Origin of the sequence: Roseovarius albus, assembly GCF_900172335.1 — a bacterium.
Taxonomy (GTDB): Bacteria; Pseudomonadota; Alphaproteobacteria; order Rhodobacterales; family Rhodobacteraceae; genus Roseovarius; species Roseovarius albus.
In genome coordinates this window covers 81964-97309 of record NZ_FWFX01000008.1, presented here as the reverse complement: position 1 = coordinate 97309, position 15346 = coordinate 81964, and the positions used below count along the sequence as shown (strand labels likewise).

Annotated in this window: 15 protein-coding genes; 8 read left to right on the top strand and 7 right to left on the bottom strand. The window is 54.0% G+C overall.

The window, feature by feature from the left end; translation table 11 throughout:
* Positions 1-72 precede the first annotated feature (72 nt).
* Both ROA7450_RS13315 and ROA7450_RS13310 read left to right on the top strand, forming a co-directional pair.
* Complete coding sequence (locus ROA7450_RS13315) at positions 73-1410, top strand: lytic murein transglycosylase (RefSeq protein WP_085806344.1); 1338 nt, start codon at positions 73-75, stop codon at positions 1408-1410.
* 188 nt (positions 1411-1598) lie between these two features.
* A complete protein-coding gene (locus ROA7450_RS13310; protein ID WP_085806343.1) occupies positions 1599-3083 on the top strand; it encodes an inorganic phosphate transporter in 1485 nt (494 codons plus the stop codon).
* A 38-nt stretch (positions 3084-3121) separates the two neighbouring features.
* Here ROA7450_RS13310 and ROA7450_RS13305 read toward each other — a convergent pair whose 3' ends face one another.
* Positions 3122-3979 carry a LysR family transcriptional regulator gene (locus ROA7450_RS13305; protein ID WP_085806342.1) on the bottom strand — a complete coding sequence of 286 codons (858 nt, stop codon included), beginning with the start codon at positions 3977-3979 and terminating at the stop codon, positions 3122-3124.
* A 99-nt stretch (positions 3980-4078) separates the two neighbouring features.
* On the opposite strand from ROA7450_RS13305, the gene ROA7450_RS13300 reads away from it, so the two are divergent.
* Positions 4079-4444 (top strand): YybH family protein, encoded by a 366-nt coding sequence (locus ROA7450_RS13300; RefSeq protein ID WP_085806341.1) that lies wholly within the window; start codon positions 4079-4081, stop codon positions 4442-4444.
* A gap of 247 nt (positions 4445-4691) precedes the next feature.
* Entirely contained in the window at positions 4692-5411 is a 720-nt protein-coding gene (locus ROA7450_RS13295; RefSeq protein WP_085806340.1) for a VPLPA-CTERM sorting domain-containing protein, read from the top strand.
* Between the two features lie 75 nt (positions 5412-5486).
* Here ROA7450_RS13295 and ROA7450_RS13290 read toward each other — a convergent pair whose 3' ends face one another.
* From ROA7450_RS13290 to ROA7450_RS13265, 6 genes are all read right to left on the bottom strand, one after another.
* Positions 5487-6824 (bottom strand): S41 family peptidase, encoded by a 1338-nt coding sequence (locus ROA7450_RS13290; protein ID WP_085806433.1) that lies wholly within the window; start codon positions 6822-6824, stop codon positions 5487-5489.
* A gap of 7 nt (positions 6825-6831) precedes the next feature.
* Positions 6832-7995, bottom strand: coding sequence for a murein hydrolase activator EnvC family protein (locus ROA7450_RS13285; protein ID WP_085806339.1), 1164 nt, complete (start codon positions 7993-7995; stop codon positions 6832-6834).
* Positions 7992-9509 (bottom strand): 2,3-bisphosphoglycerate-independent phosphoglycerate mutase, encoded by a 1518-nt coding sequence (gpmI, locus tag ROA7450_RS13280; protein WP_085806338.1) that lies wholly within the window; start codon positions 9507-9509, stop codon positions 7992-7994. Before gpmI ends, ROA7450_RS13285 begins: the two co-directional genes overlap by 4 nt.
* A gap of 232 nt (positions 9510-9741) precedes the next feature.
* Positions 9742-10212 carry a 23S rRNA (pseudouridine(1915)-N(3))-methyltransferase RlmH gene (gene rlmH / locus ROA7450_RS13275; protein WP_085806337.1) on the bottom strand — a complete coding sequence of 157 codons (471 nt, stop codon included), beginning with the start codon at positions 10210-10212 and terminating at the stop codon, positions 9742-9744.
* A complete protein-coding gene (gene rsfS / locus ROA7450_RS13270; RefSeq protein ID WP_085806336.1) occupies positions 10213-10566 on the bottom strand; it encodes a ribosome silencing factor in 354 nt (117 codons plus the stop codon).
* 249 nt (positions 10567-10815) lie between these two features.
* Positions 10816-12027 (bottom strand): glycosyltransferase family 4 protein, encoded by a 1212-nt coding sequence (locus tag ROA7450_RS13265; RefSeq protein WP_085806335.1) that lies wholly within the window; start codon positions 12025-12027, stop codon positions 10816-10818.
* A gap of 171 nt (positions 12028-12198) precedes the next feature.
* On the opposite strand from ROA7450_RS13265, the gene ROA7450_RS13260 reads away from it, so the two are divergent.
* From ROA7450_RS13260 to ROA7450_RS13245, 4 genes are all read left to right on the top strand, one after another.
* Positions 12199-13083 (top strand): glycosyltransferase family 2 protein, encoded by an 885-nt coding sequence (locus ROA7450_RS13260; protein ID WP_234999519.1) that lies wholly within the window; start codon positions 12199-12201, stop codon positions 13081-13083.
* Between the two features lie 105 nt (positions 13084-13188).
* Positions 13189-14115 carry a histone deacetylase family protein gene (locus tag ROA7450_RS13255; protein ID WP_085806334.1) on the top strand — a complete coding sequence of 309 codons (927 nt, stop codon included), beginning with the start codon at positions 13189-13191 and terminating at the stop codon, positions 14113-14115.
* Positions 14116-14119: 4 nt separating this feature from the next.
* The gene (gene msrC / locus ROA7450_RS13250; protein WP_085806333.1) at positions 14120-14578 is read left to right on the top strand and encodes a free L-methionine (R)-S-oxide reductase MsrC; all 459 of its coding nucleotides are present in this window, start codon (positions 14120-14122) and stop codon (positions 14576-14578) included.
* 174 nt (positions 14579-14752) lie between these two features.
* Positions 14753-15340 carry a helix-turn-helix domain-containing protein gene (locus ROA7450_RS13245; RefSeq protein WP_370738211.1) on the top strand — a complete coding sequence of 196 codons (588 nt, stop codon included), beginning with the start codon at positions 14753-14755 and terminating at the stop codon, positions 15338-15340.
* Positions 15341-15346: the final 6 nt, after the last annotated feature.

Genomic DNA, 15346 nt, shown 5'->3' with positions numbered 1-15346 from the left:
TCGTGATTGAAAGCTTTTGATTTTGCAAAGGCCGAGCTATGTTTGAGGAAAACATGGCTATGAGGCTGAGCAATGCGTAGTTTTATTCTTTTTTCGGCGATTTCAGGCTTTGCAACGGTGGCGATTGCAGCCCCGGTTGAGACCTCATTGCGGCCAAAAGAGCGGCCTTCACTGACCCTTGAAGAGACATTTACTGTTGCATCCGTCGCACCGCAAAAAGTGTTGCGCCCGGTTGTGCGGCCAGAGCGTTTGCAAGATGGTTCTTCGGATCTGGTGATCAAAACAGGTACAGGGAATGCCGGGTTTGACCAATGGATCAGAGGATTCAGAGGCCGCGCATTGGCACAGGGCATTAGTCCACAAGTGTTTGATCGCGCGTTCAAAAATGTGCGCTACAATACCGACATCATCAAGAAAGACCGCAATCAGTCGGAATTCAAAAGCCAGATTTGGGACTACCTTGATAACGCCACTTCGCCCGTTCGGGTAGAGAATGGCAAGAAGGCCCTGAAGAAACACAAACGTTCGCTGGATAGGATCGAAAAGGCTTATGGCGTTGAGAAAGAAGTCGTTGCTGCCGTCTGGGGCATGGAAAGCACCTATGGCGAACGTCGCGGTACCATTCCGGTGGTCGAGGCCACTGCAACGCTAGCCTATGATGGCCGCCGTGGGGCGTTTTTTGAAAAGCAGTTGATCGCGGCTCTGAAAATTCTGCAATCCGGAGATACCACGCCAAAGAACATGAAGGGGTCATGGGCTGGGGCGATGGGCCATACGCAGTTCATCCCAACATCATATCAGGCCTATGCCGTTGACTTCACCGGTGATGGCCGTCGTGATATCTGGTCGGATGACCCATCTGACGCGCTGGCCTCAACGGCGGCTTACCTGAAACGGTTCGGCTGGAAGAAAGGCCAACCTTGGGGCGTCGAAGTACGTGTTCCCAAAGGATTCAGTGTTTCGCGTGATACTAAAAGGATGCCTTCGGCTTGGGCACAAAAAGGCGTGGTCGACATGCAGGGGCGCCCCGTGCGCGACTATGGCAGCGCGTCAATCTACCAGCCTGCGGGCAAGGCCGGGCCATCTTTCATGACCTTCAACAACTTCAAGGTCATTACGCGCTATAACAACTCTGATGCTTACGTGATGGGGGTTGGCCATCTGAGTGATCGTCTTGCGGGCAAACCTCCGATCCAAGGCAAGTGGCCGCGCGGTTATGAACCATTGAGCTTTGAAGGGCGCAAAGAGGTGCAAAAACGCCTCAAGCGTAAAGGGTACAAAATCGAAAAAATCGATGGAATCATTGGGCCGAACTCACGCAAGGCCATTGTCGCGTATCAAAAATCTGTTGGACTGAAGGCAGATGGCTATGCAAGCAAACAAGTTTTGGAGAGTCTGAAGAAGCGCTGAACAGCGTCGGAGTGATTCTAGAAAATTACCGATTTGTGTTCCATTTGCTGCGGTAAATGGGGCACTAGGTTGACGAGAATATCTCGATATCCACTAACAAATCTTGAACCCTTGACGACTGCTGATTGAGCAGTGTTGATATTTCTGCTACCCGCACGGCTGAACATGGGCCAGCGGAGAGATTGGAAATGTCCAACAATGATTTAGAGACGCGCCACCTAGAGACGCTGGACCGGGATCTGGAACGTCTTTCAAATCTTGAAAGGGCAACAGCCTACGTGGCCCGCCCGATGGTCGGACCGGGTATCTCGCTGATCTTTATCGTGCTGGCCAGCCTGCTGGCGATGATCTTTTTTGGCGAATCCACAAACACATTTATTGTAATCATCGCTGCAGGCTTTGGTGCCTATATGGCGTTGAACATCGGCGCAAATGATGTGGCCAACAACATGGGGCCAGCCGTGGGCGCGAATGCGTTGACCATGGGCGGCGCGATTGCGATTGCGGCGATCTTTGAAAGTGCGGGGGCTTTGCTGGCTGGGGGGGACGTTGTGTCGACCATTGCCAAAGGCATCATTGCACCAGAAAGCATGCAAACGGCGTCGGTCTTTATCTGGGCGATGTTGGCGGCGCTGTTGTCTGCGGCACTTTGGGTGAATCTTGCAACATGGGTTGGCGCGCCTGTTTCCACGACGCACTCGGTTGTGGGCGGCGTAATGGGGGCGGGCATTGCCGCTGCTGGGTTCGCCGCTGTGAACTGGGCCACGATGGGCAAAATTGCAGCAAGCTGGGTGATTTCGCCTGTGTTAGGCGGGGCGATTGCCGCTGCCTTTTTGTGGTTCATCAAAGCGCGCATCATTTATCAGGATGATAAAATTGCTGCCGCACGCAAATGGGTGCCTGTGCTTGTGGGGATCATGGGGGGTGCCTTTGCGACGTATCTTGCGTTGAAGGGCCTGAAGAAAGTCATCAAGATTGACCTGCTGACCGCGCTGATGATCGGTGCAACAGTCGGTGCCGTGGTCTGGGCGGTGATGATTCCAGTGATCAAGAAACAGTCGATTGGGTTGGAGAACCGCAACAAGTCGCTAAAGGTTTTGTTCGGAATTCCATTAGTGGTCTCTGCCGCGTTGCTGAGCTTTGCGCACGGTGCCAACGATGTTGCCAATGCGGTTGGGCCTTTGGCGGCCATTGTTCAGGCCTCGCAGTCAGGGGATTTCACGGCCGCGGTTTCCATTCCACTCTGGGTGATGGTCATTGGCGCTTTGGGGATTTCATTTGGTCTGTTCCTGTTTGGCCCCAAGTTGATCCGCATGGTGGGTAGCCAAATCACCAAGCTGAACCCGATGCGGGCCTACTGCGTTGCGCTATCTGCGGCGATCACCGTGATTGTGGCCAGTTGGTTGGGCTTGCCAGTGAGTTCAACCCACATTGCCGTTGGTGGTGTGTTCGGAGTTGGGTTCTTCCGGGAATGGGATGCCGAGCGCCGCATGAAGAAGGCGCGCATCGCGATGCCTTCTGCAAATGCGCGGCCTCAAGAAGAACGGCGTCGCCGCAAGCTGGTGCGCCGGTCACATTTTATGACGATCATCGCAGCTTGGGTCATCACAGTGCCTGCCGCAGCGACGTTATCAGCCCTGATCTTCTTTGTGATCACTCTGATCGCTTCATAATCGTTATGACCGGGATTCGTGAAACGGGTTGAATATGCCTATCGCAAGGCTTGTCTGAGCTTCCCGATCAGCGCCCTCACCTCGGGTGGGGGCGTTTTCCCGTGCTGGTGTAGAGCATAAATCGGGGTTTCTGAAATGGGGTATACAGACACAAAGGTGGGTAATTTTGCGGCTAGAAGTTCGGGAAGCAAAGCAACTCCGACGTGCTGTTCAACAAAGGATGTAACACCAAGTACTGTATTGCATCGGACGATTGGGGAGACTTGCAAAGTCTCTCCGGTGATTGCTTGGTAACGGATCGGATCACCCTGCCAGTCATTAGCGATATGGGACCAATCCGACAGGCCAGACAAGGACTTCGGAGCACCTCCCACTTGCTCAAGGTATGTCGCAGTGCAGTAGATACTTTCACGAAGGGTGCCAATACGAGAAATCCGTGCGGATTGCGGTGCAGTCGCACCGACGCGAATGGCCAGATCAATCTGGTGCGCAACCAGATCAACAGGGCTATCTTCGGCAATGAGGCGGAATTTTAAACTCTGCATTCGGGCTAAATCAGATAACAGAGGAATGAGAACGGATTGGCAAAGGGCGTGCGGCGCGGTGATTGTCAGGCTCTGGCCATGTCCGGCATTTGCATCCTTGCAGATGTGGTCAATATCCTGCTGCGCGGCCCTGAGGGCCTGACAGGCGGGGACGAGTTTTGCCCCTGCGTTGGTCAAAGACATTGAGCGGGTTGTCCGAAACAGTAATTTCGCACCGATTGTGTCTTCGAGCCGCTTCAGGGCCTGACTGACTGCTGACTTAGAAATCCCAGCCTGATCGGCTGCTGCCGTCATGCTTTGGGTTTCCGTGACAGCCAGAAAGATCAAAAGGTCATTAGGGTTCAAGTTCATAGTTTAGCATTGATAAACTATATATAAAGACAATCAAGCTTGATTGATCGCGAGTCTATGGTCAGATGGGTGGCAATTGAAGCCTGACAGGAGACTGAGATGACGGGAACAATTGAAGCTGCAGCGCAAAGCAAATTGAACCAATGGAAAGCGGCCTTTAATGGAGGAGATGCTGCCGGATGTGCGTCGTGTTACGAGCAGGATGCATTGATGGTTGTGACACCCTTTGGAGAATTTAAAGGGCGAGAGGCTATCGAGGCGTTTTGGCAAGACCTGATTGGCAAAGGATTTTCAGAGGTCAGCTATACCGATGTGAAAGTTGAAGTGGTCGACGAAAAGTCAGTGGTTATTTCAGCGTCTTGGTCGATGAACAATGCCCACGGCATCATCACCAAGGAACTTTGGGTTCTGCAGGAAGATGGTAATGCGCTACTGCGCGAAGATCATTTTGAAGTTCAAGGTTAATCCCGATTAACTTTACCAAGGAACAAAAAGCGTGGTTCAGGTTGGATTGGTCAAATTTTCGTCATAATTGGGTCCGCAAGCGGACATAATTTGCCTTCGTCTCAAATTTAAGTTATTTCAAAAATCGGCCGTGTATGTGTGGCCAATGTTTGGATGGTGTCTAAATCTAATTGATTGATTTTCCTCATCAATATTAGATTTTGTGGTGCGGTTTCTAACGAGTGAAGTTTTTAGGAGGACTTTCCAGATGGGAATTAGTTTGAAGTCACCGATTGTTGCGAGTGCAATGGTCTGTGGCATTGCATGTGGCGTACAAGCCGCCACGATTGGATCGGCTGTTTTGGGCAACGGCTCAAATACAACGGTAGTTGGTCAACCAACGCCAAGTGGAAGTGAGCAAGCGGCGCTCCTTGCGGATGCTGCGGGAACCAGCGCGCTGGCGGCTGACATTATTGGCTATTTCATCCCACTTGGAGGAAGTAACTGCACATTTGGCAGCAGCGGTTGTGGCTTGAACGCAGACGCGGGTTTCGGCGGTTTGATCTTAAGCATGTGGCTCAAGTTCACTAATGTTGAAGGCGGGAACTCCACGCTAAATCTGTTTTTTGAAGATCTGGATTTGGCAGGTAGCAATGACCCGCAAAACTTCTTTGAGCAAGTGGTGGTTCACGATACCAGTGGTGTCGAGGTGGCGACCTTTGATGACGTCACTAACTCAGGGGTTTCCGGAGATACAGGGACACAGTTGATCACCTCGGTGGGGCTGGGCAGTCTAATTGCCAATGATGATTACTGGATCAAATTGGATTTTAGCGCATCATCGCAACGCAATGGCTACAATACGCCCGAGTTCTTGATCGCAGCGATTGATGGCACGCCAGCGGTTATCCCATTACCAGCGGCTGGTTGGCTTTTGCTTGCGGGCCTTGGCGGGCTGTTCGGCCTGCGGCGCAAAAAAGCAGCGTAGTGTTTTAGATATAAAAAGACTCAAAAAACGGGCCTCCAGAAATGGAGGCCCGTTTTTTTGTTCGATGTGTCTGGCTTATTCCTCAGTCTTGAGCGCTGACAAGCCTTTGAGGATGTCGATGGCGTAGGCCAGCTGATAATCGTCTTCGCGCAGCTGGGCGGCCTCTTCGGCGCGGGCGCGGTCTTCTTCAATCTGGCGGATTTCATCCTCAGAAAGACTGTCATTGTTCAGGCTGCCGCGCAGGTCTGCCTCGGAACGGGCACCAAAGGTTGGAGTATCTTCCTCTTCCTCGGCTTCCGGTTTCGGGCGCGGTTGTTCCACAATGATGTCAGGGGAAACACCCAAAGCCTGAATGGAGCGGCCTGATGGGGTGTAGTATCGCGCAGTGGTCAGGCGCATCGCTCCGTCACTAGGCAGTGGCATGACGGTCTGCACCGAGCCTTTCCCAAAGCTTTTGGTCCCGACCACGATGGCACGGCGGTGGTCCTGCAGAGCGCCAGCGACAATTTCAGATGCGCTGGCCGAGCCGCCATTAATCAGAACGACCATGGGCTTGCCCGCAATCAGGTCGCCTTCTGTTGCGTTGAAACGCTCGCCATCTTGTGGATCGCGTCCTCGGGTTGATACAATCTCACCCTTGTCGAGAAAAGCGTCAGAGACTTTGATGGCTTGTGTCAACAATCCGCCTGGGTTGTTGCGCAGATCCAGAATGACGCCATTGACATTGTCGACGCCACCGGATTCTTCGATTTGTTCAGCTAAACCGTTTTCAAGGTTTTTGAAGGTTTGATCATTGAACGTCGTGACACGCAAGACAACGCTGTCTTGTTCCTTGCGGACACGGACTGCTGTCAGCTTGATGGTATCGCGCGTAATTGTCAGGTCAAAAGGCTCCGTTTCGCCTTCACGGGCGATGGTGATGATAATCTCGGAACCAACAGGGCCGCGCATCATATCGACCGCTTCATCGAGGGTGAGGCCAAGAACGCTCTCACCATCAACGTGGGTGATGAAATCGCCCGCCTCGACGCCTGCCTCATCGGCGGGGGTGTCATCGATCGGTGACACCACTTTAACGAATCCATCTTCTTGCGTGACTTCGATGCCAAGACCGCCAAACTCGCCACGGGTTTGAACCCTCATGTCGGCGGCATCATCAGGCGACAAATAACTCGAGTGCGGATCAAGCGAGGTGAGCATGCCGTTGATCGCGGCCTCGATCAGGTCGCCCTCATCGACTTCTTCGACATATTGTACGCGGATGCGTTCAAATATGTTTCCGAACAAATCCAACTGTTCGTAAACATTCGCGGATTTTTCAGCTTCCTGTGCCAGCAATGGGGCGGCGACCTGCGTGGTGACGATTGCCCCGGTCAAAGTGCCGGCGGCGGCAGCCATCAGGAATTTTTTCATCTTTTGGTCATCCTTGCTTGTCGGTGCTGAACCATAGGGTTGGGTCCACCGGAACATTATCGTGTCTCAGCTCTATATAAAGCGTTTCTGACTGGGCAGTACCACCCCCTTGATCATTTTCGATCAAAAGAGCGTCGGATTGCGCGTGATCCCCACCCATCAGCCCCACGGGGCTGCCACCGGGAAGGACTTCTCCGACATTGCCGTAGACAATATCGAGCCCAGCGAGGATCAGCAGGATCCCAGACTGAGGTTCGAGAATCACCACATTGCCATAGTCCAGCAATGGACCGTGGAAACGAATAGTGGCAGCGGCCGGAGTAATCACAAGGGCGTGGGGGCGGGTGGCCATGATCAGCCCTGGGCGTTGCACACCGGCGGCATCCGCCTCATTCGGGCGGCGTAGAATTTGGCCTTGTACCGGCAAAGGCAACTCACCCTTCCGATCAGTTATGTCAGGCAGGCTGCCGGGGACTTCGTTCACCGCGATGGTGCTGAGGCCACTGGCAAAGTTTTCCAACGTTTCAGTTGAGGCGATCAGTAGTGCGGTTTGTATCGGATCTTCGGTAAAGCGGCGGGGCAGATTGGTGCGGTTGGAAATCGCCTGGCTGAGTTCGGAGCGGGCTGCCTGCGCATTGCCGAGACCCTCGGACAAGGTGTCGGCTGCGGTTTGTTGCAGGCTACGCAAAATGCTGACTTCTTGCAGGGTCCGGCGAAGCTGATCAGTCTTTTGGTTCAGGCCCGGCGTTACATCAGCCAGGATCATGCCGGACCGGGCGGTGCCCATCGGACCGGCGGGGTGAATAAGCAAGGCTGGGGCAGGGGTTCGCTCAACGCTTTGCAAAACGCCCAGAAGCTTTGCAAGCTCGGCTTCGCGACTGTTCAGCTCGGCGATCAGCGTGGATTCGCGGATGGCGGCTCGACGCAAGCCCTCGCGCATGGCTTGAAGTCCGTCTTCGTAGGCATGGATTGTAGCGGTCAGCGCTTTGACACGATTGCGCGCGCTCTTGGCGCTATCGAGCATTTCGGTCGCGCGTTCCAGCTTCACCGAAGCTGCCCGAGCGTCATCTGCTGGGGTTGAACGCGCCTGCGGGCGCACCTGGGCGGGCCCATCCTGAGCCTGCGCGAGACTGGCAAAGATCAGCGTGCAAAGAGGAATCAGGCGTTTCATGTCATCAAGGTTTGACCGGTCATCTCTGGCGGGAGGGGTAATCCCATCAGATCTAACACGGTTGGAGCCAGATCCGCCAGACGTCCGCTACGCAAATCGGTTCCCTCAGGCCCACCGGTCAGGATGACTGGCACTGGGTTGAGTGTATGCGCGGTGTGCGGCCCTCCAGACTTGGGATCGATCATCATTTCGCAATTGCCATGGTCTGCGGTGACGATCATGGCGCCCTTGACCTGTTCCAGCGCTGACAGAACTTGGCCCAACCCCTGATCGACGGCTTCGCAAGCGACGATGGCTGCGTCGATGTCCCCGGTGTGGCCCACCATATCTGGATTGGCATAGTTCACAATGATCAGATCAAAGCGGTTCTCAATAGCCTCAACGAGATGCATGGTTACATCCGCCGCAGACATCTCGGGTTGCAGATCGTAGGTGGCAACCTTGGGAGAGGCGGCCATATAGCGTTCCTCACCCGCAACCGGGGATTCGCGACCGCCGTTTAGGAAGAAGGTTACATGTGGATACTTTTCGGTTTCGGCGGTGTGAAACTGGGTCCGACCGTGCTGTGCGACCCATTCTGCCAAAGTATTTTGCGGTACTTCGTCCGGAAAAATGCAGTCCATATAGGCGCTATGATTGCGCGAATACTCGGTGAAACCGCTGACAATTGCGAACTTTGGACGTTTTCCAGTATCAAAGGCATCAAAGTTTGGAGCTGCAAAGGCCGCCAGAATTTCACGCGCGCGGTCGGCGCGGAAGTTCAGGCACAAGATGCCGTCACCGTCTTGCATGCCTTGATAGTCGCCAAGAACACGAGGCTTTATGAATTCATCCGTGCGTCCCTTGCCATAGGCATTGTCGATAGCGGCGCTGGCGTTTTCAGCGGTGTAACCCTCAGCCATGACCAGTGCCTGATAGGCCAGTTCAACCCGTTCCCAGCGGTTGTCACGGTCCATTGCATAGTAGCGGCCGGAAACCGTAGCGATATAGGCTCCTTCAGGTAGTTCATCGCGTAGATCTTCGAGGTAGTGTTTGGCCGAAACCGGCGCTACATCGCGTCCGTCTGTAAAGGCGTGAATCGCCACGCGCAGGCCATTGGCCACCAATACGCGGGCGGTTTCAATCATATGTTCGATGTGCGAGTGCACACCGCCATCAGACAAAACGCCCAGTAGATGCGCGGTACCGCCTGTTGCCAGAACGGCTTCAGAGAAACGATTCAACCCGGGGAGATCCGCAAAAGTGCCGGTTTCAATCGCATGGTCAATCCGGCGAAGGTCCATTTCCACGATCCGGCCTGCGCCGATGTTCATGTGCCCCACTTCTGAATTGCCCATCTGGCCTTCGGGCAGGCCTACGTCATGCCCATGGGTGAGCAAGGTGTTGTTTGGGCAGGTTTGCATCAAATGGTCGAAATTGGGGGTGTTCGCAAGCGCAGGCGCATTCCCTTCGACCGTATCGGACAGACCCCAACCATCAAGAATGCATAGGACAACTGGTTTGGGTATGCTCATAGGACCTCCGGGTGTTACGGGGTCCTTCTAACGGCTTGCTTGGATGGGGGAAACTGCGTTTGCGTTAACAGTTTTTACTTCAGTGTGTTTTTTCTCAAAAAGCTGTATTTTCTGGCTCATCCGGCTGGGTTTGAGGTAGCTGACTGGATTACTTTGGCGCAAGAGGATGCTGAGAAAAGGCAACATCTGCCCGGTGGCTCTGTCAACACACAGGCCAACTCGGCCGTGTGTGTCAAACCCGGTGATACGGCGCGCCAGCGAGAATCGAGGCGGCGCGGTAGAGCTGCTCAGATAGCATCACCCGTGCCAGCATGTGGGGCCACACCATCGAGCCAAATGACAGTTTGAAATCGGCCTTTGCACGCAAATCCGGTGCAATGCCGTCCGCCCCGCCGATGACAAAAGCCATGTCCGAGCGCCCGGCATCCCGTTGGCGCGCAATCAGATCGGCAAATTGTGGGGACGTTAGTAATTTGCCGCGTTCATCCATAGCCACGACATAGGCGCCTTTGGGAATAGCGCGGTCTAACAAAGGGGCTTCGGCACTCATACCGCCGCCCTTTTTGTCTTCGACCTCAGTCATTGACGCCGGGCCGAGCCCTAGGGCGCGGCCGGTTCGGTCAAAGCGTTTCAGATAATCGTCGAGTAGATCCCGCTCGGGGCCGGGGCGCATACGCCCAACAGCACAGATATGGGCCCGCATTCAGCTGGTTGTGCTTGCGGCCTGCGCATTTGGCAGCCACATTTTTTCAAGCTGATAAAACTCGCGCACTTCGGGGCGGAAGACATGGACGATGATGTCGCCTGTGTCGATTAGTACCCAGTCACCGGCATCTTTGCCTTCAACCTTGGTCAGGACATTCAGATCGCGCTTCAGGCGCATGGTCAATTTGTCGGCGATGGCCGCGACCTGACGTGAAGACCGGCCCGAACAGATGATCATGTAATCACCCATAGGAGATTTTCCGCGCAGATCAATCTGCACGATATCTTCGGCCTTATCATCGTCAAGTGAGGAAAGGATATGCGAGAGTTGCGTTTCGCTGTCTGCGCTCATGCTGGCCCCTGTGTCCGAGGCTTCATGATCTGCGGTGCCGGCCGCATCAGTCGTATTAGACAGGACATTGTCCTCCTGAGTTGCACATCAATCCGGAGAAATATACCGGACCATGGCAATATGGTAGCAATTCTAAAGGGTAGTTTCAATGTGAGTCGCCGTATCAATAACGACCGGCGCAAATCAGCAACATTCAAGAAATAATCAAGCCTGTATCGCGGATTGTTGGTGCCTTGGAGCGACCCCAGATTATTGCTTTGATGCGATGGCTTCTCGAAAGTGGCCCGCGAGTTTCTCTGCATTCACTTTGATGTCATGCGATTCGATCACTCGATCACGCCCTTCAAGACCAAGCTCAATCAATTCATCTGGTGAAGCACTCAGCGCGGATCGTATTGCATCGGCAATATGACCTTCCGACCCTGCGGGTATGATCCATCCGCATTGTTCATCGACAAGCTCGGGTATTCCGGCGATATAGGTCGAGATCGCGGGTCGCCCGAGTGCAAAGGCTTCCATAATTGCGACGGGTAAACCTTCGGCGAAGCTGGGCAATAGCAGAGCCCGCGATTGGCCCAGCAGGGCTCGAACTTCTTCATTGTCTTTCCAGCCAAGTAATTCGACATTTGATTGCAGATTGTGGCGCTCAATGACTGTTTCAACGTCTGTACGAGATTCCCCGTCGCCGATCATTTGCACGCGAATATTAGGGTACTCTTGTACGATCTGCGAGATCGCGGCGACGATCAGAACCTGGGCCTTCTGCGGACACAGGCGGCCCACACATACGAACGGGCTGGTGTCTTCGAACGATGCTTCGCTCACGGGAAAATCGGCGAAATCCAGACCACACCGCACGATATGAATTTTATCCCACGCCTCCATCCCCGCTGTACTGGCAAGAATGGTTTTACAAAAATGAGAGATGGCCACGACAAAACGGGCCTCATTAATTTTCAGAGCGAGAGAAGACGCGCTTCTATCGACAAACTCGTCGGGGCCATGCGCCGTGAAGCTGTAGCCGGGACCACCCATGCGATGGGACAGCAATGCGACGACCGCCGTGTTCGTCGAAAAATGCGCGTGGATGTGCTCAAGTTGATCAGTCTCTGCATTTTGCTTGAGCGCAACTGCTTCGAGCAAATAGGCGACATGCCTGATGACACCGCCCCCGGCATTGTAGGCAAGCTTGGCCGTCACAGACATAGCCCGAAACAGCCCCAAAGGATTTCGGATCAGTTCAGCAAAAACACTTTTCAAAAGGCCCGGCACATTTCCCGACAGAAGATATTGTGTCTTGTATTGTTCGTTTTGATCGCCGGTATCTACCAAAGGGTCTTTTGATTTTCGGGTGGCAAATCTGGAAACATGAATCTCCTGCGCTTCCAGCGCCCTTATTTCACGTCTGATGAAAGTCGCGCTTGGCACAGGGTAGATATTCATCATGTAGCCAATTCGCATTTTGCTCTCTTTCACTCAAATTAATACTGCTTGGCGCTCACTATGTGCCCAGATCACCCAAACGATCAACCGTTAGGGCGATTACTGATCCATACACAAAACGTATTGAGATTGACCACTTAGTGCTGCTGAGTTTCCATTCATTGAAACATCACGTAACACTGGCCTGAAATGGCCCGCAACAAAGTCAGCCGAATGAGCGAAACCCGAGACAAGAAAATCGAACGCACTGGGATCAGCGTGATCATCGCGGCCCGGGATGAAGAGTCCTATATTGGCGGGTGCCTGAAGTCGTTGCTTGCACAGGTGGAAACGGACGCCTGTGTCGAAGTTATTGTTGCCGCCAACGCCTGTACAGATCGTACAATTGAGGTTGCGCGCTCATATGCATCAGCATTTGACACGCTCGGTTGGTCTCTTGCTGTTCTGGATGTTTCCAAGCCGGGGAAAACGAACGCCTTGAATGCAGGTGAGGCGGAAGCAAAAGGAACATGCCTTGTCTATCTCGATGCAGACGTTCGTTGTGATCCAGAGTTGTTGGGGCAGTTGTTTCAGGCGCTTTCGGTAGACATGCCGCGTTATGCAACGGGGACTCTTCAGGTAATGCCCGCGAAGTCCTGGGTTACCAAACAATACGCTCGTTTTTGGCAGCGCCTCCCCTTTGTTAAATCTGGTGGTGTTGGAGCAGGTCTCTTTGCTCTCAATCGCATGGGGCGCGCGCGTTGGGCAGCCTTTCCAGACATCATGTCAGATGACACTTTTGTCCGTTTGAACTTTGCTCCTGATGAGCGGGTTGAAGTGCCTGCACGATATCATTGGCCAATGATCGAGGGGCTAAAAAAACTTGTGAGAGTCAGGCGGAGGCAGGATGTTGGCGTCGAGGAAGTTGCCCATCTTTACCCTGATCTGATGAAAAATGACGACAAGATCAAGCTTGGTTCAATCGATATGTTGAAGTTACTTCTGGTTGATCCCGTTGGTTTCGTGGTGTTTGGCTGGGTATGGGTTTTGGTGCGGTTTAAATCGAAACAAAGTGGTTGGGTGCGCGGGCGATAGCTGGATGGATTTGATCTTGTTGCTCAGCAATGCAATGCCGGGAAATTCCGCAAGACAAGCCAGCGAGCGTCGCTTAGGGTGTCGACAATTACCAAGAGGCAAAAAATGACCACAGCGCTACTCACCCATGCCGATTGCCTGAAACATGTCACGCCGCCCGGGCACCCGGAATGTATCGATCGGTTAGACGCGATTTTGGCGGCGCTTGAGGGCAAAAATTTACAACGCATCGATGCGCCATTGGCGAAATCAGAGGACATACTACTGGCGCATCCGCAGTCTCATATCGATGTAATTGAACAAGAACTACCTGAGACAGGCATTAAGCCCATCGATGGCGATACCTGGATGTCGCCGGAATCCTTGAATGCGGCGCTGCGCGCCGCGGGTGGCGCGGTGAAGGCGGTGGATATGGTGATGGCGGGTGATGTGCTAAATGCTTTTGTCGCCTGTCGCCCTCCGGGGCACCATGCTGAATATGAAATTCCAATGGGGTTTTGTCTGTTCGGGACCGTGGCGATTGCGGCCAAGCATGCGCTGGAACGGCATGGATTGAGCCGCGTGGCCGTGGTGGATTTCGATGTGCATCACGGCAATGGCACACAAGATTTGCTGCAAGATGAGGCGCGGGTGTTTTTTGCCTCTTCCCATCAGATGCCGCTGTTTCCGGGTACGGGTGGAGCGCATGAGACCGGCAAACACGGCAATGTTTTGAATGTGCCTTTGCGTGATGGCATGGGCAGTACCGAATTTCGGCAGGTCTGGGGGCAGGAAATTTTACCCGCTGTGGCAGCGTTTGAGCCCGAGTTCATCTTGGTGTCTGCCGGGTTCGATGCCCATGCCGCTGATCCGCTGGCCAGCCTGCGCCTGACCGAGGCGGATTTTGCGTGGGTGACCAGCGCGATCTGCGATCTGGCGGGTGAAAGTTGTCAGGGGCGAGTCGTATCCAGCCTTGAGGGTGGATACGATCTGCAGGCGTTGGCGGCGAGTGCGGCGGCGCATGTGGATGCCTTGATGGCAAGAGAAGGTTAAAGCCATGCGAATTGATTACGATGAAGTGCAAAAGGTCATTACTGCGCTGTGTGACGGCGAGACCGACGAAGTGGCACTGATGGCGACAGTGGTGTGTGAACTGCACCATGCGGATGACCGGTTTGACTGGACAGGGTTCTATCGCGTGACAGAGCCAGAGCTTATGAAGATCGGGCCGTATCAGGGCGGACATGGCTGTCTGGTGATTCCGTTTGCGCGTGGTGTCTGTGGTGCAGCGGCGCGGACGGGTGAGGTGCAGCTGGTCGATGATGTCGAAGAATTTGCGGGGCATATCGCCTGTTCGACCTCGACGCGGTCCGAGGTGGTTTTGCCGGTCTACACTGGCGCAGGCAAACTTCTAGGGGTTCTCGATATCGACAGCGATCAACCGAATGCCTTCACTCAAGCGGATGCGGATGGATTGACGGTTGTTTTAGATACAGTGTTCGGCGTGTTGCATTGATGATTCGCTTGGTCTGGAGCCTTTTCAGAGACATGTTAATGCGTGATCCAGGCCTGGTTCGAACCCCGAAAGAATTATTTTACTCGTCTACAAAGGGTTGCTGCACCGCTGCGTGAAAAAGTGTTTGAAAATTTCACGAAAGCAGCGCATCGTGAAATTCGAGAGACTATTTTCATGAAAGCAGCCGTCATGCACCAACGCGATATCAGCCGTACACAGACACTCGGGGCTGATCTGCGCACATTGCGGAAGTCGCGTGGCGTGACGCTCAGTGCGTTGGCGGAAAAGTTGGGACGCTCGGTCGGGTGGCTGAGCCAGGTTGAGCGCGACAAGTCAGAGCCCTCCATTGAAGACCTACGCCAGATCGGCATTGCATTGAATGTGCCGCTGTCGATGCTTTTTGGCCAACCCACGGCACCTGCTGATGAAGCCGGATTTGTGGTGCGCGAAAGCGCGCGCCGGCAGATCGGCTCGGGTGAAGCCGGACTAGTGGAGGAACTTTTGTCACCGGATCTGACTGACGATTTTGAAATGGTGCATTCCACCTTTAAGCCGCACAGCCGGATCGCGGCCCCCGTGCAACGCCCGACGCAGGAGGTAGGTTACGTTCTGTCGGGCAAACTGGATCTGCTGATCGACGGCAAACGATTTACCATCAACCCCGGTGACAGTTTCCGCATCCGCGGAGAACTGCATGAATGGATCAACCCTTATGACGAACCTGCTGTTGCGATCTGGGTCATCGCACCGCCGGTGTATTGAGGGTGT